General features: G+C 70.6%; 21 protein-coding genes. 11 read left to right on the plus strand and 10 right to left on the minus strand.

The features are described from left to right. The first annotated feature begins 21 nt into the window (after positions 1-21). The 4 genes from ABDW61_RS17930 (at position 22) to ABDW61_RS17945 (ending at position 4,610) form a co-directional block, all read left to right on the plus strand. On the plus strand, positions 22-891 hold the full coding sequence (locus ABDW61_RS17930) for a DMT family transporter (protein ID WP_343640579.1): 870 nt from the start codon (positions 22-24) through the stop codon (positions 889-891). A 214-nt stretch (positions 892-1,105) separates the two neighbouring features. Continuing rightward, entirely contained in the window at positions 1,106-1,891 is a 786-nt protein-coding gene (locus tag ABDW61_RS17935) for a hypothetical protein (RefSeq protein ID WP_343640581.1), read from the plus strand. Then, complete coding sequence (locus ABDW61_RS17940; RefSeq protein ID WP_343640582.1) at positions 1,888-2,346, plus strand: (2Fe-2S)-binding protein; 459 nt, start codon at positions 1,888-1,890, stop codon at positions 2,344-2,346. Before ABDW61_RS17935 ends, ABDW61_RS17940 begins: the two co-directional genes overlap by 4 nt. A gap of 20 nt (positions 2,347-2,366) precedes the next feature. Continuing rightward, positions 2,367-4,610 (plus strand): xanthine dehydrogenase family protein molybdopterin-binding subunit, encoded by a 2,244-nt coding sequence (locus ABDW61_RS17945; RefSeq protein ID WP_343640711.1) that lies wholly within the window; start codon positions 2,367-2,369, stop codon positions 4,608-4,610. Positions 4,611-4,624: 14 nt separating this feature from the next. On the opposite strand, the gene leuD is transcribed toward ABDW61_RS17945, so the two are convergent. Genes leuD through ABDW61_RS17960 form a run of 3 tightly spaced genes read right to left on the minus strand, consistent with a single transcriptional unit; the run spans position 4,625 to position 7,712 of the window. Then, on the minus strand, positions 4,625-5,248 hold the full coding sequence (gene leuD, locus ABDW61_RS17950; RefSeq protein ID WP_343640583.1) for a 3-isopropylmalate dehydratase small subunit: 624 nt from the start codon (positions 5,246-5,248) through the stop codon (positions 4,625-4,627). After that, positions 5,245-6,720 (minus strand): 3-isopropylmalate dehydratase large subunit, encoded by a 1,476-nt coding sequence (gene leuC / locus ABDW61_RS17955; protein WP_343640585.1) that lies wholly within the window; start codon positions 6,718-6,720, stop codon positions 5,245-5,247. The genes leuD and leuC overlap by 4 nt, the downstream gene beginning before the upstream one ends. Then, on the minus strand, positions 6,717-7,712 hold the full coding sequence (locus tag ABDW61_RS17960; RefSeq protein ID WP_343640587.1) for an alpha/beta hydrolase: 996 nt from the start codon (positions 7,710-7,712) through the stop codon (positions 6,717-6,719). The genes leuC and ABDW61_RS17960 overlap by 4 nt, the downstream gene beginning before the upstream one ends. A 122-nt stretch (positions 7,713-7,834) precedes the next feature. On the opposite strand from ABDW61_RS17960, the gene ABDW61_RS17965 reads away from it, so the two are divergent. The 7 genes from ABDW61_RS17965 to ABDW61_RS17995 all read left to right on the plus strand — a co-directional run bounded on the left by ABDW61_RS17965 (position 7,835) and on the right by ABDW61_RS17995 (position 14,760). Continuing rightward, entirely contained in the window at positions 7,835-8,746 is a 912-nt protein-coding gene (locus tag ABDW61_RS17965) for a LysR substrate-binding domain-containing protein (protein WP_343640589.1), read from the plus strand. Positions 8,747-8,831: 85 nt separating this feature from the next. Beyond that, on the plus strand, positions 8,832-10,223 hold the full coding sequence (locus tag ABDW61_RS17970; RefSeq protein WP_343640590.1) for a cytochrome ubiquinol oxidase subunit I: 1,392 nt from the start codon (positions 8,832-8,834) through the stop codon (positions 10,221-10,223). Continuing rightward, positions 10,220-11,236 (plus strand): cytochrome d ubiquinol oxidase subunit II, encoded by a 1,017-nt coding sequence (locus tag ABDW61_RS17975; protein WP_343640591.1) that lies wholly within the window; start codon positions 10,220-10,222, stop codon positions 11,234-11,236. Before ABDW61_RS17970 ends, ABDW61_RS17975 begins: the two co-directional genes overlap by 4 nt. A gap of 247 nt (positions 11,237-11,483) precedes the next feature. Further along, positions 11,484-12,146: an amino acid ABC transporter permease gene (locus ABDW61_RS17980; RefSeq protein WP_343640593.1), complete on the plus strand. Its 663-nt coding sequence runs from the start codon at positions 11,484-11,486 to the stop codon at positions 12,144-12,146. A gap of 85 nt (positions 12,147-12,231) precedes the next feature. Continuing rightward, positions 12,232-13,143, plus strand: coding sequence for a DMT family transporter (locus tag ABDW61_RS17985; RefSeq protein ID WP_343640595.1), 912 nt, complete (start codon positions 12,232-12,234; stop codon positions 13,141-13,143). A 36-nt stretch (positions 13,144-13,179) separates the two neighbouring features. Continuing rightward, entirely contained in the window at positions 13,180-13,863 is a 684-nt protein-coding gene (locus ABDW61_RS17990; RefSeq protein ID WP_343640597.1) for an ion channel, read from the plus strand. Between the two features lie 144 nt (positions 13,864-14,007). After that, positions 14,008-14,760 (plus strand): MBL fold metallo-hydrolase, encoded by a 753-nt coding sequence (locus ABDW61_RS17995; RefSeq protein WP_343640713.1) that lies wholly within the window; start codon positions 14,008-14,010, stop codon positions 14,758-14,760. Between the two features lie 11 nt (positions 14,761-14,771). On the opposite strand, the gene ABDW61_RS18000 is transcribed toward ABDW61_RS17995, so the two are convergent. The 7 genes from ABDW61_RS18000 to ABDW61_RS18030 form a co-directional block, all read right to left on the minus strand. Then, the gene (locus ABDW61_RS18000; protein ID WP_343640599.1) at positions 14,772-15,872 is read right to left on the minus strand and encodes a hypothetical protein; all 1,101 of its coding nucleotides are present in this window, start codon (positions 15,870-15,872) and stop codon (positions 14,772-14,774) included. Positions 15,873-15,950: 78 nt separating this feature from the next. Next, the gene (locus ABDW61_RS18005) at positions 15,951-17,147 is read right to left on the minus strand and encodes a glycerophosphodiester phosphodiesterase (protein WP_343640601.1); all 1,197 of its coding nucleotides are present in this window, start codon (positions 17,145-17,147) and stop codon (positions 15,951-15,953) included. Between the two features lie 180 nt (positions 17,148-17,327). Further along, positions 17,328-18,236, minus strand: a complete 909-nt coding sequence (locus ABDW61_RS18010; protein WP_343640602.1) for a DUF2145 domain-containing protein — start codon at positions 18,234-18,236, stop codon at positions 17,328-17,330. Then, complete coding sequence (locus ABDW61_RS18015; RefSeq protein WP_343640603.1) at positions 18,233-18,715, minus strand: hypothetical protein; 483 nt, start codon at positions 18,713-18,715, stop codon at positions 18,233-18,235. Before ABDW61_RS18015 ends, ABDW61_RS18010 begins: the two co-directional genes overlap by 4 nt. Positions 18,716-18,790: 75 nt before the next feature. Continuing rightward, positions 18,791-19,186, minus strand: coding sequence for a hypothetical protein (locus ABDW61_RS18020; RefSeq protein WP_343640605.1), 396 nt, complete (start codon positions 19,184-19,186; stop codon positions 18,791-18,793). 6 nt (positions 19,187-19,192) lie between these two features. Continuing rightward, positions 19,193-19,780 (minus strand): hypothetical protein, encoded by a 588-nt coding sequence (locus tag ABDW61_RS18025; RefSeq protein WP_343640607.1) that lies wholly within the window; start codon positions 19,778-19,780, stop codon positions 19,193-19,195. A gap of 179 nt (positions 19,781-19,959) precedes the next feature. Next, a complete protein-coding gene (locus tag ABDW61_RS18030; protein WP_343640608.1) occupies positions 19,960-22,038 on the minus strand; it encodes a CocE/NonD family hydrolase in 2,079 nt (692 codons plus the stop codon). Positions 22,039-22,381 lie beyond the last annotated feature (343 nt).

Genomic DNA, 22,381 nt, shown 5'->3' on the forward strand with positions numbered 1-22,381 from the left:
TCGCATCGAGGCAGGGCGCTCATGGACACCGCAACGCGAGGCTGGCTGAATGGATTCATCGGCGTGCTGATCTTCAGCGGCTCGCTGCCGGCCACGCGCGTGGCCGTGGCCGACTTCGATCCCCTCTTCCTCACCGCCGCGCGCGCGTCCATCGCCGGCGCACTCGCGCTGCTGGCGCTGGCCGCGCTGCGCGCGCCGCGGCCCACGCGCGCGCAGGCCTGGCCACTGGTCATCGTCGCGATCGGCGTCGTCATCGGCTTTCCGCTGCTCACGGCGCTGGCGCTGCGGCATGTGACCTCGGCGCATTCCATCGTCTTCATCGGCCTGCTGCCGCTGTCCACCGCCGCCTTCGGCGTGCTGCGCGGCGGCGAACGCCCGCGTCCCGCGTTCTGGGCCTGCTCGCTGCTGGGCAGCCTGCTGGTCGTCGCCTTCGCCGCCGCCCAGGGCCTGAGCGCCGCGCCCGCCGGCGACCTGCTGATGCTCGCGGCCATCGCCGTGTGCGGGCTGGGTTACGCGGAAGGCGCCAAGCTGTCGCGCGCGCTCGGCGGCTGGCAGGTGATCTGCTGGGCGCTGGCGCTGGCGCTGCCGTTCATGCTGGGACTCGCGCTGTGGCGGCTGCCCGCCAGCGTCGCAGGCGTCGGCGCGGCGGCCTGGGCCGGGCTCGGTTACGTGTCGCTGTTCAGCATGCTGATCGGCTTCGTGTTCTGGTACCGCGGCCTCGCGCAAGGCGGTATCGCAGCCGTCGGCCAATTGCAACTGCTGCAGCCGCTGTTCGGCCTCGCCCTCGCGGCGGGCCTGTTGCGGGAAGCGGTGAGTCCGGCGATGCTCGCGGTCACCGTCGCCGTGATCGGCTGCGTCGCCGGGGCCCGGCGCTTCTCGCGCCCTCGCTGACGTTCTCGCTGACGTTCTCGTTGGCGCTCTCGTTGGCTCCCGCTGATGCCCCTGCCTGCGCCGTCGATCCCCGCCGCGGACGGAGGCCTTCACCCGGGGCGCGCCTGCTCGCGGCGCGCAGCATCGTGCAAGCCTCCCGTCGGATCAGGCAAGCCGCGCCGCCGCCCGCCTTTCTAGACTGCGGAGCGTCCGACGCAGCGGACAGGAGGTCGACATGGATGTGCGTTTCGCATCGGCAGTCTCGTGGCCATCGCCGTGCGCGATCGCCTGCACGGCGGCGCTGGGCCTGCTGGCCGCGCTTGCGCCGGCTCATGCCGCCGGCACCGGGGACAGCAGCAACAGCGGCGGTGGCTTCCAGCCGACCCCGATTTCAGCGACACCGGACCGGCAGGCAGGCCTGGCCGCCTTCGCGCAGATGGAGCGCGTGCTGCTCCATCCGCGATGTCTGAACTGTCACGTTCCCAACGCTCCGCTGCAGGGCGACTTCAGCCGCGTGCACTACCCGCCGGTGCAGCGCGGGGCCGATGGCAAGGGCGTCGCGCCGCTGCAGTGCGCGACCTGCCACTCGACCGCCAACAGCCCGCTGCCGCACGTGCCGCCGGGCCTGGACACGGACGGCCGCCCCGGCTGGCACATGCCGCCCGAGCACATGAAGATGTCGTGGATCGGCCTCAAGGGCGCGGCGCTGTGCAAGGTCCTGCGTGAACCGGAGACCAACGGCAAGCGCTCGCTGGCGATGCTCGAGCAGCACATGGTGACGGACCACCTCGTCGCCTGGGGCTGGCAGCCGGGGCCGGGGCGCACGCTGCCGCCGCTGGACAAGACGGCCTTCGACGAGCAGGTTCGCGCCTGGATCCGCAACGGCGCGCCCTGCGACGCCACGGAGCCGCTGCGCCGGTCCATCGGCACGACGAAGGCGGACGCGACGCGCGAGGTCGTCGACCACCTGCGCGCGCTCGCCGCCAACAACGACCACACCGCTTCGAGGAGCCAGCCATGATCTCGTTCCGCCTGAATGGCCAACCGCAACAGGTCGACGTGCCGGGCGACACCCCGGTGCTGTGGGTCCTGCGGGACACGCTGGGCATGACCGGCACCAAGTTCGGCTGCGGCATCGCGGTCTGCGGCGCCTGCACCGTGCACATCGACGGCCAGCAGCGCCGCGCCTGCGTCACGCCGATCGAGTCCGTCGCCGGCCAGCAGATCACCACCATCGAGGCGGTCGGCGGCGATCGCATCGGCCAGGCGGTGCAGGAGGCCTGGGTCAAGCACGACGTCGTGCAATGCGGCTACTGCCAGAGCGGCCAGATCATGGCCGCCGTCGCGCTGCTGTCGGCCAATCCCAAGCCCAGCGACGCCGACATCGACGCCGCCATGAGCGCCAACCTCTGCCGCTGCGGCACCTACGTGCGGATCCATGCCGCCGTCAAGGACGCCGCGCTGGCGCTCGCCTGAAGGAGCCTGTCATGCGACCCATGTTCCAGTACCTGAACGGCGCGCTGCCCGCGGCGCTCGAGGAGTCCGCCGCGGCAGCGCCCGGCGGCCTCGGCCGCCGCGTCTTCCTGAAGATGAGCCTGGCGTCGGGCTTCGCGCTGTACGCGGCCGGCGGCAGTGCGCAGGACGCGACGCAGGGCGGCAGCGGCCCCGGCGCGCCGGAGCCGCTCAAGCCCTTCCAGCAGCCGTCGGCCTTCGTCGCCATCGACGCCGACGGCATCGTCACGGTCACCATCGGCAAGATCGACTTCGGCCAGGGCGTGCAGACCGCGCTGCCCATGCTGGTCGCCGAGGAGATGGACGCCGACTGGAGCAAGGTGCGCTGCGAGCTCGCGCCCGCCGGCGAGGCCTACAAGGATCCGTTCTTCCACATCCAGATGGTGGGAGGCTCCACCAGCATGAAGGGCTCGTGGCAGCAGTACCGCGAGATCGGCGCCCGCATGCGCGCGATGCTGGTGGGCGCCGCCTCGAAGCAGTTGAACGCGCCGGCCGCGCAGCTGCGCACCGAGTCGGGCAGCGTGATCGCGCCAGATGGCCGGCGGCTGGGCTACGGCGTGCTGGCCCAGGCCGCGTTCGCCGAGCCGGTGCCCAGCGGCGTCGTCCTGAAGACGCCGGCGCAGTTCAAGCTGATCGGCAAGCCGGTGAGCCGGCTCGATGCGCGGGCCAAGTCCAGCGGCCGGCAGGACTTCGGCATCGACCTGAAGCTGCCGGGCCTGCGCACCGTCGTCATGGTCCATCCGCCGGTCTTCGGCGGCCGCGTCGCGCGCTTCGATCCGGCGCCGGCGCTGGCCGTTCCCGGTGTCGAAGAGGTGATCCAGGTGCCGCTCAGCGGCGGCGCGGTGGGGCTGGCCATCGTCGCGAACGGCTTCTGGCCGGCGCGCAAGGCGCGCGAGCTGGTCAAGGTCGACTGGGACCTGGCCGGGGTGGAGCGCGTCGACAGCGCCGCGCAACTCGAGCAGTACCGCGCGCTCGCGCGCACGCCCGGCATCGTGGTCGAGAAGGCGGACACCTCCGCGCTCGATGCGGCCAGGCCGGGCCTGGGCCGGATCTCGGCGGAGTACACCTTCCCCTATCTGGCCCACACACCGATGGAGCCGCTGAACTGCAGCATCGACTTCCGCGGCGACCGCTGCACGGTGTGGGTGGGCTCGCAGTTCCAGACCGTCGATCAGGCGCAGGTGGCGGGCGTGCTCGGGCTCAAGCCGGAGCAGGTGACGCTGAACACGATGACGGCGGGCGGCGGCTTCGGCCGGCGCGCGACGCCGACGTCGGACTACCTCGTCGAGGCTGCCCAGGTCGCCAAGGCGCGGCATGCGGCAGGCAAGAGCGGTCCGATCAAGATGATCTGGTCGCGCGAGGACGACGTGCGCGGCGGCTACTACCGGCCGTCGCACCTGCACCGCGTCGAGATCGCGCATGACCGGCAGGGCAACGTCGTTGCATGGAAGCATGTGATCGTCGGCCAGTCGATCACGATGGGCACGCCCTTCGAGGGCTTCACGGTGAAGAACGGCGCCGACACGACGATGACCGAAGGCGTCGCCGAGAGCGCCTATCCCTTCCCGATCGCGCTCGAGGTCCATCACCCGAAGGTCAACGTGCCGGTGCTGTGGTGGCGCTCGGTCGGGCATACGCATACGGCCTTCGTCATGGAGACGCTGGTCGACGAGCTCGCGCGCGCCGGCAGGCAGGACCCGGTGGCGTACCGCCGCAAGCTGCTCGCCAAGCATGAGCGGCACATCGCGGCGCTGGATCTGGCGGTCGAGCGGTCGGGCTATGGCAAGACGAAGCTGGCCAAGGGCCGCGCCTGGGGCGTGGCGGTGCACGAGTCCTTCAACACCGTGGTGGCCTACGTGGCGGAGGTGTCGATGAAGGACGGGCGTCCGGTGCTGCACCGGGTCACGGCGGGCGTGCACTGCAACCTCGCCATCAACCCGCGCACCATCGAGGCCCAGGTGCAGGGCGCGCTGGTGATGGGCCTGGGCATGACGCTGCCGGGCGCGGCGATCACCTTGAAGAACGGTGAGGTCGAGCAGGGCAACTGGAACGACTACCGCGTGCCCATCCATCTGGACGCGCCGCAGGTGGCCGTGTTCATCGTGCCTTCGGCCGATCCGCCCACCGGCATGGGCGAATGCGGCGTCCCGCCGATCGCGCCGGCGATCGCGAACGCCGTGGCGGCGCTGACGGGCAAGCGGCTGCGCAGCCTGCCCTTCCCCGCATGAGGTCCGCGGCGTGATCAGGCGCGCGCCACGTCCTTGAGCCACGGCTGCGCGGCCCAGTGGGCGCGCGCGAAGGACTCGATGCGATCCCGGTAGGTCATCGACAGCCCGATCGCATCGAGCCCGTCGAGCAGCATGCGCTGATGGCGCGGCAGCATCTCGAAGCGCGCGTGGATGCCGCCCGCGCTGCGCAGCGTGAGCGCGGCGACATCGATGCTGACGACGTTGTCCGGCGCCGCATCGGCCTCGTCCATCAGCCGGCGGACGTCCGCTTCCGGCAGCGCGACCAGCAGCAGCCCGTTCCCCATCGCATTCGAATAGAAGATCTCGCCGAAGCCCGGTGCGACCACGGCGCGGATGCCGGCCTGCTGCAGTCCCCACACCGCGTGCTCGCGGCTGGAGCCGCAGCCGAAGTTGTTGCCGCCGATCAGCACCGAGGCGCCGGCATAGGCCGGCTGGTTCAGCACGAAGTCCGGCCGCTCGCGGCCCTCGGCGTCGAAGCGCAGGTCATGCAGCAGCCCGTCGCGCAGGCCGCGCTTGTCGATGCCGCGCAGGAACTGCTTGGGCATGATCTGGTCGGTGTCGAGGTTCTCCAGCCTCAGCGCGGCGCTGCGGCCTTCCACGTGACGGACGGGATTCATCGCGGATGCTCCTGGTCGGGTGGCGGCGCCAGGCGGCGCACGTCGGTGAGGCGGCCGGTCACCGCGGCGGCGGCGGCCATCGCGGGGCTCATCAGATGCGTGATCGCGCCGCGGCCCTGGCGGCCTTCGAAGTTGCGGTTGGTCGTCGAGGCGCAGCGCACGCCGTCGGCGAGCACGTCGTCGTTCATCGCCAGACACATCGAGCAGCCCGGCTGGCGCCATTCGAGCCCGGCGTCTAGGAACACGCGGTCCAGGCCTTCGGCCTCGGCCATCGCGCGCACGGCGCCGGAGCCCGGCACCACCATCGCGCGCACGCCCGGCGCGACGCGGCGGCCGCGCAGCACGGCGGCGGCGGCGCGCAGGTCCTCGATGCGGCCGTTGGTGCAGGAGCCGATGAACACGTGCTGGATCGGCGTGCCCTCCAGCGCGGCGCCAGCGTCCAGCCGCGCGTAGCGCAGCGCGCGCTCGGCGCTCGCGCGGACCGGGCCGTCGTTCATGGCGGCCGGATCGGGCACGCGCGCATCGATCGGCGCGACCTGGTCGGGGCTGGTGCCCCAGGTGACCTGGGGCGCGACATCGGCGGCATCGAAGCGGTGCTCGATGTCGAACACCGCGCCCTCATCGCTGCGCAGCGTCCGCCAGTGGGCGAGGGCGGGCTCGCGCCAGACGCCGGCCAGACCGGGGCAGCGGGCGAGCACGTACGCGATCGCCGTGTCGTCCGGCGCGATCAGCGCGCCGCGCGCGCCGGCCTCGACCGCCATGTTGCACAGCGTGAAGCGCGCCTCGACCGACAGCGCGTCGATCGCCGTGCCGCGGAACTCGACCACATAGCCGCGCGCGCCCTGCGCGCCGATGCGGCCGATGATCGCCAGCACCAGGTCCTTGGCCGTGGTGCCCGCAGGCAGCGTGCCGTCGACATGGATGCGCATGTCCTTCGCGACGCGGTAGATCAGCGTCTGCGTCGCGAGCACATGCTCGACCTCGGTGGTGCCGATGCCGAAACCCAGCGCGCCCAGCGCGCCATAGGTCGTCGTGTGGCTGTCGCCGCAGATCACGACCATGCCGGGCCGGATCATCCCGTGCTCGGGCGCGACGACGTGCTCGATGCCCTGCAGCGCGTCGGTGGTGTCGAACAGGCGGATGCGATGCCGGTCGCAGTTGGCCTTGAGGTTGGTGGCCTGCAGCGCCGAGGGCGGGTCGGCGATCACGCGCAGCTGCGGCGCGACCGGATGGGTCGGGATGATGTGGCTCACCACCGCCACGTTCTGGCCCGGCATCGCGACGCCGCGGCCCTGCTCGTGCAGGCCGGTGAAGGCCTGTGGGCTGGTGTACTCGTTCATCAGGTGCAGGTCGCAGAACAGCAGCACGTTCTGCGCGTCCAGCGTGGCCACGGTGTGGCTGTCGACGAGCTTGCGATAGAGCGTGCGCGGCGCGGTGTCCGGGCGTTCGGCGTGCGGGGGCGAGGCGGTCATGGCTGGCCTTCCTGGCGCTGCGGGGCGGTGAGGAAGGGCAGCACGTGCTCGAGCAGCAGTGCCGGGGCCTCCTCGGGGATGTAGTGGCCGCAGGGCAGGGCCTGGCCGCGAACGTCCGCGGCGACACGGCGCCACAGCGCGAGCGGATCGAAGCAGCGATGCACGACCCCCTGCTCGCCCCACAGCGCCAGCAGCGGCATCGTCAGCGCGCGGTGGGCGGCGCGGTCCTCGCGGTCGTGATCGAGATCGATGCCGGCGCTGGCGCGGTAGTCGCCGCAGATGCCGCGCGCGGTGCCCGGCAGCGCCAGGCAGCGCTGGTATTCGGCCAGCGCCATCGGGTCGAAGGGCGCCAGCCCCGCGCTGCGGCGGCCCATCACGTCGCGCAGGTAGGCGCCCGGGTCGGCCTCGATCAGCCGCTCGGGCAGCGGCGCGGGCTGGATCAGGAAGAACCAGTGCCAGTAGGCGCGCGCGAAGGCGTCGTTGGCGCCTTCGTACATGGCCAGCGTCGGCGCGATGTCGAGCAGCGCCAGACGGCGCACGGCGTGGGGCGCGTCCATCGCGAGCCGGTGCGCGACGCGCGCGCCGCGGTCATGCGCGAGCACGTCGAAGCGCGCATGTCCCAGCGCTCGCATCACGGTCAGCACGTCGGCTGCCATCGCGCGCTTGCTGTAGGCCGCGTGATCGCCGCCGCTCTCGGGCTTGGACGAGTCGCCGTAGCCGCGCAGGTCCGCCGCGATCACGGTGAAGTGGGCGGCCAGCGCGGGCGCGGCCTTGTGCCAGATCGCGCGCGTCTGCGGATGGCCGTGCAGCAGGAGCAGCGGCGGGCCCGAGCCGCCGACGGTGGCCTCGATGTGCACGCCGTCGGCGGTCGCGACGCGGAAGTGGCGAAAGCCGGGGAACAGCGCATCGAGCGCGCCGCGGCCGGCAATGGCCTCGGGCAGTCCGGCGAAGGCGGACGGGGCCGGGGCGCTCATGGCGGGGGAAGGGGGCATGCGGTCTCCAGGGGCGGGATCGGGCGTCGAAGACCGGCGGTCCGCGTTGAACCTGATTCTGGAAGTGAATCCGGCGCACATAATTTCCAGATTGGCAGTTCTTTCGTTCCTGAGGATCATCAATGGACGGCTTCTCGGATCTGGCCTTCTTCGCGCTGCTGGTGAAGCAGGGCAGCCTGGCGGCGGCGGCCCAGCAGCTCGGCGTCACGCCGCCGGCGGTCAGCAAGCGGCTGGCGGCGATCGAGCGCCGGCTTGGCGTGCGGCTGCTGCAGCGCACGACCCGGCGCATCGGGCTGACGCCGGAGGGGGAGACCTATCTCGTGGACGGGGCGCGCGTGCTGGAGGAGCTCGAGGCCCTGGAGCGCACCGTGGCGGGGAGCCGCGCGGCGCCGAAAGGCCTGCTGCGGATCGCGGCCAGCTTCGGCTTCGGGCGCAGGCACATCGCGCCGGCGCTGTCCAGGTTCGCGCGCCGGTTTCCCGAGGTGGAGCTGCAGTTGGAGCTCACCGATCGGCCGGTGAATCTGATCGAGCAGGGGATCGATCTGGAGGTGCATGTCGGCGAGCCGCCCGACGCGCGCCTGACCGCGCGGCTGCTGGCGCGCAACCGGCGCGTGCTGTGCGCGTCGCCGGCGTATCTGAAGCGGGCGGGCGAGCCGGCGTCGCCGCGCGAGCTGGCGCGGCATGCCTGTCTGTTCATCCGCGAGAGCGGCGAGACCTTCGGGACCTGGCACCTGCGGCAAGGCGCGCGCAAGGAGACGGTCAAGGTGCGGGGGCCGCTGGCGGCGAATGACGGCGAGAGCGTGCTCGCCTGGGGCCTGGATGGACACGGCGTGTTGATGCGCTCGCTGTGGGAAGCGGCGCCGATGCTGCGCTCAGGGCGGCTGCGGCCGGTGCTGGCGGAGTGGGAGCTGGCGCCGGCGGACATCCATCTCGTCTATCCGCCGCGCGCGCAACTCGCCGCGAAGACGCGCGCGCTGGTGGACTTCCTGCTGGAGCGCTTCGAGCCGCATCGCGAAGGCGACGGAGGATGGTGATGCGGGGCAATTTGTCCTAGGGCGTTCTGTCCTAGGACGATCTGTCCCTTCCGCGCTGGCGCGAAGTTGAGAACACTTCGAGCCCATGGACCCGCTGATCCTCGCGCGCATGCAGTTCGCGCTCAACATCACCTTCCACATCCTGTTCCCGACGATCACGATCGCGCTGGGCTGGGTCGTGCTCTTCATGCTCTGGCGCTGGCGGCGCACCGGCGAGTCCGCGTGGGTCGCCGCCTACCAGTTCTGGACGAAAGTCTTCGCGCTGAGCTTCGCGCTCGGCGTCGTGAGCGGCGTGACGATGAGTTTCCAGTTCGGCACGAACTGGCCCGGCTTCATGGAACGCGCCGGCAACATCGCCGGCCCGCTGCTCGGCTACGAGGTGCTCACCGCCTTCTTCCTGGAGGCGGGTTTCCTCGGGATCATGCTGTTCGGCCGCGAGCGGGTCAGCCCGCGCGTCCACCTCATCGCCACCGCGACGGTCGCCTTCGGCACGACGCTGAGCGCGTTCTGGATCCTCAGCCTCAACTCCTGGATGCAGACGCCGGCCGGCTACGAGATCCGCGATGGCGTCGTGCATGCCGTCGATTGGTGGGCGGTGATCTTCAACCCGTCATTCCCTTACCGCCTGGCCCACAAGCTGCTCGCCTCGGGGCTGACGGTCGCCTTCCTGCTCAGCGGTGTCAGCGCCTGGCAGATGCTCAAGGGCGCGACGCGGCCGGAGACCCGGCGCGTGATGCGGCTGGGGCTCACGATCGGCGCGGTGCTGATCCCGCTGCAGATCGCCGCCGGTGACCTGCATGGCCTGAACACGCTCCAGCACCAGCCGGCCAAGATCGCCGCGATGGAGGGCGTGTGGACCACCGAGCGCGGCGCGCCGCTGCTGCTGTTCGCGCTGCCCGACGAGCAGGCCAGGGAGAACCGGCTCGCCATCGGCATTCCGCGCCTGGCCAGCCTCATCCTCAAGCACGACGCCGCGGGCGAGATCCGCGGCCTGGATGCATTCGAAGGCGCGCATCCGCCGGTCAAGCCGCTGTTCTTCGGCTTTCGCGTGATGGTGGGCGTGGGCATGCTGATGCTGGTCTTCGCCTGGGGCGGCTGGTGGCTGTACCGCCGCTCGGGCTGGCTGCGCCTGCCGCGCGCGTGGCTGTGGGGCCTGGCGCTGATGAGCTTCTCCGGCTGGATCGCGACGGTCGCCGGCTGGTACGTCACCGAGATCGGCCGGCAGCCCTTCATCGTCTACGGCCTGCTGCGCACCAGCGAGGTCGCGGCGCGCAACCCGGGCTCGATGATCGCCGCGTCGCTGGCGGGCTACGCCACGGTTTACCTCGCGCTGCTCATCGCCTACATCGCCGCCATCAAGCGGATGGCGGAGAAGAGCGCCCCGCTCGCGCCCGCATCGCCAGCAGCGCTCGCGTCGCCCGCATCGCCCGCATCGGCGCGGGATCCAGCCCCCGTGATTTCGAGGACCTTCGCATGAACACGCTGCCCGCCTTGAACGCTGCGCAAGGCAGCGCGCTGCCTGTGATCTTCATGGCTCTGATGGGGCTATCCCTGCTGATCTACGTCGTGCTGGATGGCTACGACCTGGGCGTCGGGATGCTGTCCGCGGCGGTGCGCGGGGGGGATCGTGACCGGATGATCGCGTCCATCGGCCCCTTCTGGGATGCCAACGAGACCTGGCTGGTGCTGGCCGTGGGCCTGCTGCTGATCGCCTTCCCGAAGGCGCAGGGCGTGGTGCTGACGGCGCTCTACGCGCCGGTGGCGCTGATGCTGCTGGGGCTGATCCTGCGCGGCGCGGCCTTCGATTTCCGCGCCAAGGGCAACCCCGCGCACAAGCGCGGCTGGGACTGCGCCTTCGCGGCCGGATCGGCGCTGGCGTCGCTCACGCAGGGGTGGATGCTGGGACGGTACGTCACCGGCTTCGACGATCGCGCGGGGGCGCTGGTCTTTGCCGGCGGCATCGCGCTGGCGCTGACCGCTTGCTATGTGCTGCTGGGCGCGGGCTGGCTGCTGATCAAGACCGAGGGCGAGCTGCAGCGGCGCGCGGCCGTGTGGGCCAAGCGGGCGTGGCCAGCGGTCGTGGCCGGGCTGGCGCTGGTGTCGATCGCGTCGCCGTGGATGAGCGCCACGGTGCGGGCGCGCTGGTTCGACATGCCGGGGATCATCGCGCTGGCGCCGCTGCCGCTGATGGCCTTGCTGGCGCTGGCGGCGCTGCGCGGGCTGCTGAACTCGCATCGCGTGCTGGGCAAGCTCTGCTGGGCGCCGCTGGCGCTGATGGGGGTCGTGCTCACGCTGAGCTTCTTCGGCCTCTCGTACAGCCTCTATCCGTTCGTCGTCATCGACCGGATCACGCTGTGGCAGGCTGCCGCGGCGGACGAGTCGCTGCGCTTCCTGCTGATCGGCGCGGTCCTCACGATGCCGGTGATCCTGGCCTACAGCCTGTTTTCATACAGCGTCTTCAAGGGCAAGGCGACGGCATTGGCCTACTGACGGCACTCCTCCGGTTCACCGACGCGCTCATCGCTGGCTAGCCCGCATGAACTCCCTCGCCCCGCGTGCGCGGGGAGAGGGCAGGGGAGAGGGGGGCGTCGAAGTACGGCGGTGGTGGCGTGCGACGAGCCCTCACCCCCCTCTCCCGCAAGCGGGCGAGGGAGTTCAAGAGGGGGAGCGAAGAGGGAGAGGAGAAGATGGCAACATCGCCACTTCCGCCGCGAGGCGCGTCTCTCCCAAGAACTCCATGGACATCCCGTCGTTGCTTTCCCTGGCCGAGCTGGCCTGGCCGGTGCTGCTCAAGGGCACCGGCTACACCTTGCTTTTCGCGGTGATGGCGATGATCTTCGGGTTGCCTCTGGCGGGCCTGATCACGCTGGTGCGTGTCCTTCGCCTGCCGATCCTGGACAAGCTGATGGCCATCTACGTCAGCGCGATGCGCGGCACGCCGCTGCTGGTGCAGGTCTTCATCGTCTACTACGGTCTCCCGAGCATCGGCATCGAGTTCTCCCCGCTGGTTGCCGGCGTGCTGACGCTGACGCTGAACGTCGCCGCCTACATGAGCGAGACCCTGCGTGGCGCGATCGGCGCGATCGAGCAGGGCCAGTGGCTGGCGGGCACCTCGCTCGGCCTGAACCGCCACCAGACGCTGCGCTACGTGATCGGTCCGCAGGCCTTGCGCGCCGCCGTGCCCAGCCTGTCCAACAGCCTGATCTCGCTGATCAAGGACACCTCGCTGGTGTCGGTGATCGCGGTGACCGAGTTGATGCTCGCCACCAAGGAGGTGATCTCCACCACCTTCCAGCCCTTTCCGCTCTACATGGCCGCCGCGGCGATCTACTGGCTGCTGAGCTTCGCCTTCGAGCAGGTGCAGAAGTGGATGGAGAAGCGGATGGCCTATCCGCATTGAGCGGCCACGTCCGAGCGGCGCGGGCGGGCATCGCCCGCCGCGCCGCCTGGAGCCGCGATAGTCTCCCTCCATGAGCGCCGCCCCGATGACCCACGCCCCCTCGCATTTCTCCACGCACCTGCGCCTGGTCGGCATGGCGGTGCTGTGGGGCGCGTCCTGGCCCTGGGGACGGGTGCTGGCGCAGTCCATGCCGCCGTTGGCCGCCGCGGCCTGCCGCTTCCTGATCGCCGGGGCGATCCTGATGATCTGGCTGGGCAGCACCGGCCGCCTGGCGGCGCTGCGCCACTGGAGCGCGAGCCGCTGGGCCGGCATGGTGCTGGCCGCCAGCTTCGGCGTCTTCGGCTACGCGACCTTCTTCATGAGCGGTCTCAAGCATGTGCCCGCTGGCAAGGGCGCGCTGGTGATCACGCTGAATCCGGTCATCACGCTGCTGCTCGCGGCGTGGATCTTCCATGAGCGTCTGAACAAGCGCATCGGCCTGGGCATGGCGCTGGCCGCCATTGGCGCCGCGGTCGTGATCACCAAGGGCGAGCCGTGGCATGTCTTCGACGGCCGCGTCGGCATCGGCGAGTTGCTGCTGCTGGGCTGCGTCGCCTGCTGGGTCGCGTACACGCTGATCGGCCGCAAGGTGATGGCCGGCGTCGACGCGCTGACCACCACCGCCATCACCGCCGCGATCGGCGCGCTGATGCTGGCGGCGCTGACGCTGGCGGTCGACGGCGCCGCCGGGGTCGCCGGCGTGCTGGCCGCGCCGCGCAACGCCTGGCTCTGCATGGCCGGCATCACCGTCGGCTCGACGGCGCTCGCCTACGCCTGGTACTTCGACGGCGTGAAGGCGCTGGGCGCGGGCGCCGCCGCCGGCTACATCACGCTGGTGCCGGTGTTCGGCGTCGTGTTCTCGGCGATGTGGCTGGGCGAGGTCGTCGACGCCTCGCTGCTGGTGGGCGGCACCATGGCCATCGCGGGCACGGCGCTGATGAACCTCGGCCGGCGCTGAGCGGCGCCACCGCCGCCGCGCGGAGAGAATGCGCCGATGCATCCGCTCCGAGTCCTGGCGCTGACGCGCCGTCATCCTTCCGCCATCCTGCTGGTGGTGCAGCTGCTGGGCCTGGTGCTCTACCCGCTGCTCGAGACCAGCCGCTGGGCGCCGCTGGCGCTGGGGGCCTTCGGCATCGCCGTGCTGGTCTTCACCACGCGCATGGTGCGCAGCACGCCGGGCCTGACCTGGATCAGCGTCACCATCGCGCTGCCCGCGATCGTGATGCTCCTGCTGCAGGCCTTCCTCGGCATGCACGCGTTGCTGCCCTGGTCCTCGGCGCTGGAGGCGCTGTTCTACTTCTACGCGGCCGCCAGCCTGATCGCCTACATGATGAGCGACTGGCACGCCACCACGGACGAGCTCTTCGCCGCCGGCGCAACCTTCACGCTGCTGGCCTGGGGCTTCGCGCACGCGTTCGTGGTGGTGCAGTCGATCCAGCCGGGCAGCTTCGCCGCGGCGGTCGATCCCCAGGCGCCGCGCAGCTGGACCGAGCTGATGTTCCTGAGCTTCGCGCTGCTGTCGAGCACCGGCATCGGGGACGTGATCCCGGTGCGGCCGCTGGCGCGGGCGATGACCACGATCGAGATGTTCGTCGGCGTCATGTACCTGGCCGCCGTCGTGTCGCGGCTGATCGGGCTGACGCTGATCCGCAAGCGCCAGCTGTCCGACATCGATTGACGCGGACGCGGTGCGCCAGCGCGCCTCGCCTTGCGATTCGTCAAGGCCGTGTCCGCGCTGGTGCAGTCCGCGCGCGAAACGGCTTGGCCGCGTCCTATCGTCGCCCGCTTTTCACAAGGATCCAGCGTGATCAAGGGAGCGGCGATGCCGATGGAACTCTTCAACGAAGGCGGGCATCGGTGCCTGATGTTCAGCGACTTCGGCCATGACGATGGCGTGCAGGCCAACCAGTTCCTGATCGTGGACGGCCACACCGGCGCCGTCATCGACCCGGGCGGCAACCTGGCCTACAACGACCTCTACATCGGCATGACGAGCTGCTTCCCGCCGCACCGGCTGTCGGCGATCCTGGCCTCGCATGCCGATCCGGACATCATCGCGTCGCTGGACCGGTGGATGACGGCGACCGCGGCGCCGGTCTACATCTCGACGATCTGGGAGCGCTTCGTCCCGCATTTCTGCAAGCCGGGCAAGACGGCGGGCCGCGTCATCGGCATCCCGGACCGCGGCATGCGCATCGCCATCGGCGCGAGCGAGCTGGTGGCGCTGCCGGCGCACTTCATGCACTCGGAGGGCAACTTCCAGTTCTGGGACGCGGCGAGCGGCATCCTGTTCTCGGGCGACCTGGGCGTGTCGATCGGCGTCGACCCGGGGCAGCCGATTTCGGAACTCGGCCCGCACATCGCATCGATGGCGGCCTTCCACCGGCGCTACATGGTCAGCGGCAAGGTGCTGAAGCTGTGGGCGGAGATGGTTCGCCCGCTGCCGATCCGGATGATCGTGCCGCAGCACGGCGCGCCGCTGGTGGGCGCCGCGGTGGGGCAGTTCATCGACTGGGTCGGGACACTGAAGTGCGGCATCGACCTGGTCACGCAGCGCGACTACGCGATGCCGTGATCAACAACTGATCAGGACTTCGACGGCGGATCGTCGCGGCGCAGCAGCCGGTCGACGCCTGCGGCGTCGGTGGCGCGCGTGGTGAGGTCCTTGGCCCAGGCCAGGCCCTTCTTCGCCGCGCTCATCGCCTTCGCGGCTGCGTCGGCGGTGGTGCTGCGGACCTGATCCGCGCTGGGCAGGCGTTCCTGCGTCCAGGTGGCGGCCTTCTTCGCGGCGTCCGCGGCCTGGACGGCGGCCTCACCGGCCTGGGCCCGCACCTGATCGATGGCGGGCAGCCGCTGCTGCGTCCAGTCGGCCGCGTCGGCCAGCACCGTCTTCACCTGGCCGGCCGCGCCGCCGGCCATCGTCACGGTCTGGTTCCAGCGCCGGGACAGCTCGCCCGCGGGCGCGGTCGCGAGCAGGCGCACGACGGTGTCGAGCGCCTCGGTCTCCGCGGGCGTCAGCGGGCCGCCGGCCTCCAGCATGCCGCGCATGAAGACGCCCAGCTCCTTGGCGATGGTGGCGTGGTTGCAGTCGGGGTTCAGGTGCAGGAACTCGGCGCCCTCGGCGGCCATCGCCTCGAGCTCGCTGCCGCCCAGCCGTGCCTCGACGGCGGCGACCGATTGCTCGACGAAGCCGCGATCGAGGCCCCAGTCGGCGATCAGGTGATCGATCAGGTACTGGCGCTCAGCGGGCTCGACGGCGCCGTCGACGGCCGCGAGCCGCAGCGACAAGGGCGCGATCAGGTCGAACAGCGCCAGGCCCAGGGTGTCGAGCGGGGTGTTGAGGTATTTGGGGATCTCGATGACGCGCTCGCCCTTGGTCGAGCTGAGCAGCCGGTACATGCCGTAGCAGGCGCCGCCGGAGGCGAGGGCGGCGAGCGCGACCCAGCCGATCGGCGTGGCGGAGGCGCCGAGCAGCGATGCCACCATGCCGGTCTTGGCGACGGCGGCGCCGGCGCCCGCGGCGCCCAGGACGTCCCAGACCTCGCGGCCGCGGTTGATCATGCGCAGCGAGGCGTAGGCGGCCTCGCCGATGGCGAGCTTGGCCTTGAAGCGCAGCGGGTCGGCGACCACGTGGTCGACGCCCTTGAGCTCGGGCGGGGGCAGCAGCAGCGGCGCGGAGGCGGTCATGCGGAAGACTCCAGACGAATGGGGAGGAGTCTAGCGAAGCAGTCAGACCTCCCCATCGCCGGAATCCAACGCGCCGGATCAGCGCTTCACAGACGCATCGATCGCCTTGCGCGCCAGGAAGGACTGGTCGCTGAACAGGCCGTCCATGCCGAGTTTCAGGAAGGCCTCGATCTGTCCGGCCAGGTTGCCGATCGCGGCGGGGTCGGCACTGCTATCGAACTCGTCGGGCAGGAAGTTGTTCTCCGCGCGGAAGGTCCAGCCATGCACGACCAGCCCCGCCGCGTGCGCGTCCTTCACCAGCGTCGTCGGCGTGCCCAGACGGCCCGCCACCAGCGGGATCATCAGGTTCGTGTTCGCGCCGATGCCCTGCGCGTAGCTGGCGATCTCGGCCAGGCCGGCCGGCTTGGCCAGGTCGGCGTAGCTTCGCTTGTCCCCGCTGAGCGTGAAGTCATAGGGCTGGCCCGAGCCGTTGAGCAACTGCACCAGCGGCACGCGCGTCATGCGGTTCAGCTTGCGCAGGTTGCCGACCTCGAAGGACTGGATGAACACCGGGGCGTCCGGGCCGCGGTAACCGTACTTGTTGAGCAGCCGCACCAGCGGTTCCTCCAGCGGCTTGCCGATGCCGGCGAAATAGCTCGGGTGCTTGGTCTCCGGATACACGCCGATGGGCTTGAGCCTGCGGCCATGGCCCCATGGACCCTCCTTGACGTCCTTCCCGTCCCTTGACTCGCGGGCCTCCTGCTCCCGCCGCGCGTTGGCCTGCTGGACCAGCCGCAGGACCTCCTCGAAGGTGGGAATCTCGAACATGTCGTTGAAGCGCGCGTTGGCCGGACGGATCTGCGGGATGCGCTCACGGGCGCGCAGCGTCTTGAGCTCGGCGAGCGTGAAATCCTCGGTGAACCAGCCGGTGATCGCGACGCCATCTATCGTCTTCGTGGCCTTGCGGGACGCGAACTCCGGACGCTCCGCCACGTCGGTCGTCGCCTCGCGGACCGAACCGTCAGGACTCAGGATCGCGATCGCGTTCTCGTGGCGTGCCACCAGCACGCCGTCCTTCGTCAGCACAAGGTCCGGCTCGACGTAATCGGCGCCTTGCTCGATCGCCAGCCAGTACGCGGCCAGCGTGTGCTCCGGCACATAGCCGCTGGCGCCTCGATGGGCGATCAGCAGCGGCGCCTTGGCGCGCGGCGGGTGTTGCCAGTCGTGGGCGCAGGCGCCCGTCGTCAGCGCGCAGGCGGCGACGGTGGCAAGGACAGCGGTGCGAAGCAGCTTCATGCGGGACTCTCCATCGGACGAGTGAAACGTTCCGGGCGGCCGCCTGCGCGCGTGCGAGCGGCGTGATGATCGCGTCGGAACAACGTGAGGTGCCCGGAGGGTAGGGGGCTGGCGATGAAGCTTTGATGATGAGCGTTCGGGGGGACGTCCCCTGAAACAGGTCTTACATCCGGCTCGCGGTCAGGAGGCCAGCGGGAGGACCTCGTCGCTGCCCGAGGGGCGGCAGTCGGCATCCAGCGGTGTCCAGCCGCGGCGCACGACGACCTCGCGGGCAAAGGCGCAGAACTCGATGCGCTGCGCGCGCGGCGCGAGCCGGTGCGCGAAGGCCTCGAGCGCCGGCGGCGTGGAGACGCGCAGCCGCATCGCATAAAGGTCGTCGAGCGGGTGATCGTCGGTGTGGATCAGCGGCACGAACTGGGCCGCGAACATGACCGCGTGGGAACGCACCACCACTGGTGCCGGGTCGTAGCCAAGTTCACTCAGCCAGCGCTGCGCCCGCGCGCGCGAAGGCGCGTCGAGCTCATGCGCCTCGGCGGCTGGCGCCCAGGCGAAACCCATCAGCTCCGCGACCCATTGGTTGCAGTTCTGATAGCGGGTGCTGAAGGCGAAGGCGCTCGCGCTGTAACGCGGCGAGAGCAACGCGAGCGCGAGCCGGTTGTCCAGCGCGCGCTGCGCGAGCCGCGCGCCGTCCTCATCGGGCAGCGTGACGATCGACAGCCGGATCGGCGCGGTGTTGCCGGCGCTCAGCAAGAAGCCGGCGAGGCCCTGGTCATAGAGCCTGGCGCGCGACTCGTTGCAGGCGTAGTAGAGCTGCCGCACCGACCAGGGGCCATTTCGGCTGTCCTTCAGCGCGAGGCCGGCGTGCGAGTACAGCAGCTGGAAGCGGCTCAGGTCCGTGCCCGATCGCGAGACCAGCGCCGCCGAGGCGCCGCTCGCTTCGAGCGCGCGGCGTGCCATCGCGACGACCTGCAGCTGCCGATCCTGGTCGGTGGCGCTGAGGTCCGCGGGGCGGTCGCAGAACTGTCCGGCGTGGACCCGCGGTGCGGCGGCGAGCGCCGCGATCAGCGCCGCCGCCTTCCAGCCGATCACAAGGTCACCGGATGCGACTCAAGTTCGCGATGCCAGTCGTCGCGCAGCGCCAGCAGGAAGGCCTGCTGGTTCTCGGCGCGCGCGAACTCGTAGCCGTAGTCGCGCTGGCGCGCCAGCACGCGGTCGCCGACCCGCAGCGGCTGGCCGGCGACGGCCTGCTTGGGGACGTAAAGGAAGAACTCGGTGCCGCCTTCGGCGCGCACCGGCTCCAGGCGCAGGCGGGTGGTGTCGGGGCGGCCGGCCGCGTCCTCGACGGCAAGGACCTTGTACTCACCCTCGGCGACCTTGCGGTCACGGCTGGAGCTGTCGCTGGATTGGCCGATCGAGTCGGACAGCTGGCGCGAGGAGACCGAACCGGCGCTCGAGGCGGAGGTCGCGATGCTGTCGGCGCGCGCCGGCGCGGCGGCGAAGCCCGCCAGCGCCGCAGTGATGGCCATCGTGGCGGAGAAAAGGGAGGAGCGGGAGAAGCTGTGGCGCATAAGACCATCCATGTGCAAGTCGATCCGGCCGCGAAGCGGCGGCCGGGCCAGGCAAGCATAGGCCAATGCGGAAAGTCAGGTGTCCGGGTCGGCGCACTTCTCGAACACCTGCTTCAAGCGATCGATTTGGCTCTCCATGACCTTGCGGTCAATCTCGTGCTCCAAGCGGTAGTCCGCGATCACCCTGAGATGGCGCAATTTGGCGAGCAGTTCACCCAGTGCCTCGGACCGATCCATGAGCGCCTTGCCGCAGAACGGATTTGGCTCGCTCAACCGATCGATCAATTGCGCGTGGGTTCCGCCCCGTGGCCGGCAGGTGCTCTTGTAGGGAAGGAGCGCCTCCCATCGCTGACAGCGGTGATACGACGCGTAATAGGCCCGGGAGACGGCTGAGCGGCGCCGGACCTCCGTCGTGGCATTCCGGGCTTGATCCTCGGCATCGCGCCGGAGCAGCTTGGCGGTGATGTGCATGGCGGTTCACTCCTCGTCATCGCCATCTTCATCGTCCCCCTGCTCCCGGTCTGGCCTCGGCGGCCAATGCGCGGGATCGTAGGGATGGACGGACTCATAGCTCACGCTGAATCCAGCGCGCCCGGCATGGCAGGCGCTCTTGAGCCGCCACAAGTCCTCGCTCAGCTTCAGGGCGCGATAGCTGTCCGTGTCCACGGTCAGTTCAAGGTGCACATTCTGGAAGCCGCACTCGTCCAGCCAGAAGCAGACGCCCACCGGCCCTGCGCACAGCGGAACCTCCTTCATCTTCAGAACCGCCAGAGCCAAGCGCAAGATGAGGTAGGCATCGATGCAGCGCATCTCCTTCTCCTCAAAGAGCGAGGTCAACTGCTGCGCGAGGGCGCCCCAGTCCACGACTTCCTTGTTGTTGACCGGCAAGTCGCATAGGGGCCAGCGATGCACTTTCTCCGGGTGCCTCAACAGATGAACCAAGGCTGCTACCCCTTCGCCCCAGGCGCCGGGCGGGACGGCCGGCAACCCGTCGCCGTGCGGTGCGTCAGTCACGAGCGCCTCGTCCACCGCCACGTCCTTCAACACTGCACTCATCGCGCTCATCCTTTCTCGACTGCACATTCATCCCGAATGCCCTGCAGTCTGACGATGAGCCGGTCGCGATTCACTCCCTCCGAAGGGCGCATCGCCGGGGGATACCGGTTCGAGTAGGCCGGTCCCCCCACGCATATCGATAGTGAGGATGGACGTTCGCGGGGCCAGGCCTTGCCTGACCCGCACGCTCAGTTCAACTCACTCGCCGGCACCACCGGCAGCACGATGCTCGACGGCCGCTGCGGGCCAGCCAGGATGGTCGTCACATTGCCGTTCGCCTGCGCCTGCTGCGGCCCCGGCCAGATGCCCTGCGCCTGGTTGCTCGCGCTGACCGCGATCCGCAGCCGGTGCCCCGCGCGCACCAGCGCCGCCACCGGGAAGACCTCCACCGGCACCAGCATCGGCTCGTTCGCCACCACCGGCTGCGCGGCCGCCGTGGTGAACGGATGCCAGGGCTGGATCATCGTCCCGTTGACGAAGCGCGAGCGGCTCGGATCCACGGCGCGGTGTGCCGCTGACATCAACCCATGCGTCAGCGGCTTGACCGCGCCGGTCGCCGGATCGACGTCGTCGACACGCACCGACAGCGCCGCCTGCGTGCGCGTCGCCGAGATCCACAGGTCCGCCTGGATCGGGCCGTTCAGGTAGAGGTCCTGGGCCATCGGCGCGGTCTCGTAGACCGCCGCGCCCTGCAGCGACTCGACGCGCGCGCTGTCCGTGTAGCAGGGCCGCGGCAGCAGCCCCGCCAACCCCAGCGTCCACTGCACCTGGCTGGCCGAGCAGTCGCTGTGATCACGCACCTGCACGCTCGCGGTGAACAGCGTGCCCAGCGCCGTGCCGCGCGCGGCCGTCGGGGCGGGCGGCTCGCTCACGGTCCAGCCCGCCGCCGTCGCCGGCATGCGCGCCGCGAGGCTGCCATCCGGCTGCAGATACCAGCGCTGCGGCGCCATGCGCGGATGCGGCCAATCGCTGGCCGTCGCGAAGCGCGGCGCGCCTTCGCCGTAGCCATCGACGAACTGCGTCACCGCCGGCAGCGCCTGCGCGCCGGTCTCGCGTCCCTGCAGGTACTGGTCGAACCATTGCAGCAGCAGCGAGGTCGTGCTCGGCGGACCGAACGACGGCGCGCCGCCATAGCCGCCCATGCCCGCCTGCACCGACTGCAGATGCGCGCCCGGCAGGATTGCCAGCTTGGCCGGCACGTTGCGCTTGAGCTGCTCGTACAGCAGCGGCTGGTCGCGCTGGAAGATGTCCAGCGACGCGCCGACGATGAAGGTCGGCACGCGGATCTTCCCGGCGCTCTCGATTGGCGAGCGCGAGGCCCAGAAGCCGCCGTCATCGGTCGCGATGCCGCTCGTGCCGGCGACGAAGCCGTCGAAGGTCGGCGCGTACCAGGCGCCGATCGCCGCGACATGGTCGTCGGTGGCCGCGTTGATCTGGCTCGCGAACCAGGGATTGAGCAGCAGTTCCGGCGCATTCGCGACGCTGAGCGACTGTGTCAGCGGCAGCCAGGTGCTGAGGAACTGCGCGTTGAACAGGCCGCCGGTGGCCGCGACGCCGCGGAAGGCGTCGCCCATCGGCACCTGCGCGAAGGCGGCCTTCACCGCCGGATGCTGCTGCCCCGCGGTCAGCAGCGAGCTGATGCCCAGATAGGAGGTGCCCGCCACGCCGATGCGGCCATTGAAGAAGGGCTGCCGCGTGACCCAGTCGACGGCCTCGCGGTAGGCCTGCTGCTCCTCGGCGCCGATGAGCTGCGTGACGCCGCCGCTCATGCCGGTGCCATGCGCGTCGATCGCGACGGTGACGTAGCCGCGCCGCACCATGAACTGGTCCAGCCCGCCGATCAGCAGCGTATTGCCGCCGGCCGGCGTGAAGACGCCGAGGAACTGGCCGACGTCGATCCGATAGGCGGTCTGCGTCAGCACGACAGGGAATCGCCCCGGCTTCGGAAAGCCCAGGAAGTCCGCCGGCATCGACACCAGCACCGCCAGCTGCCGGCCCGAAGACAGCCGGATGAACTGCAGCGGCAGCGTGACCGCGCGCGGGTAGTCGGGCGCCCGCGTATAGGCCGAAGCCGGCCAGGACGCGGTGGCGTTGGCGGTGATCGCGGGATTGGGCGCGCTGAGCGTGCCGCGCGTGCCCAGCGTGGTGGTCTGGGCGAAGGCGCCGGACAGCGGGGCGGCCATCGCGCCCGCCAGCAGGGCGATCGCGCCCGCGCGGGCAATGGCTCGCGGCGCGAGGCGGCGGGGCTTGGAAGAGGCCAGGGTCATCTCTTGTCTCCGTGGCCCGAAGGGTGGGATGGCCGCTCGAGCGGCTCTGTGCGAGTGAGCCGGCGCACCATACCGGTCCCGCGAGGCCGCGGACATGCGGGAAATCAGGAGGCCGATGGGTACGCGGCTTGCCGCGCCCGATCGGCGTGCAGCGCGCGGCCCGGGCCTGATCGGCGCCCGGCCGCTCCGGCGCGCCGGATCGCGCAACTTGTCACGGCCGCGGCGCTTGTCGATGTCGGTTTCCACGGCCGAGACCGCGCTGTAGGTCAAGCCCCTACACGCGCTCCGGCAACCGGCGTTCATCGGGAGATGGCACCGCTGGATGGCGTGCCCGGCCCGGGAA

This window comes from Roseateles sp., assembly GCF_039595595.1.
GTDB lineage: Bacteria > Pseudomonadota > Gammaproteobacteria > Burkholderiales > Burkholderiaceae_C > Roseateles.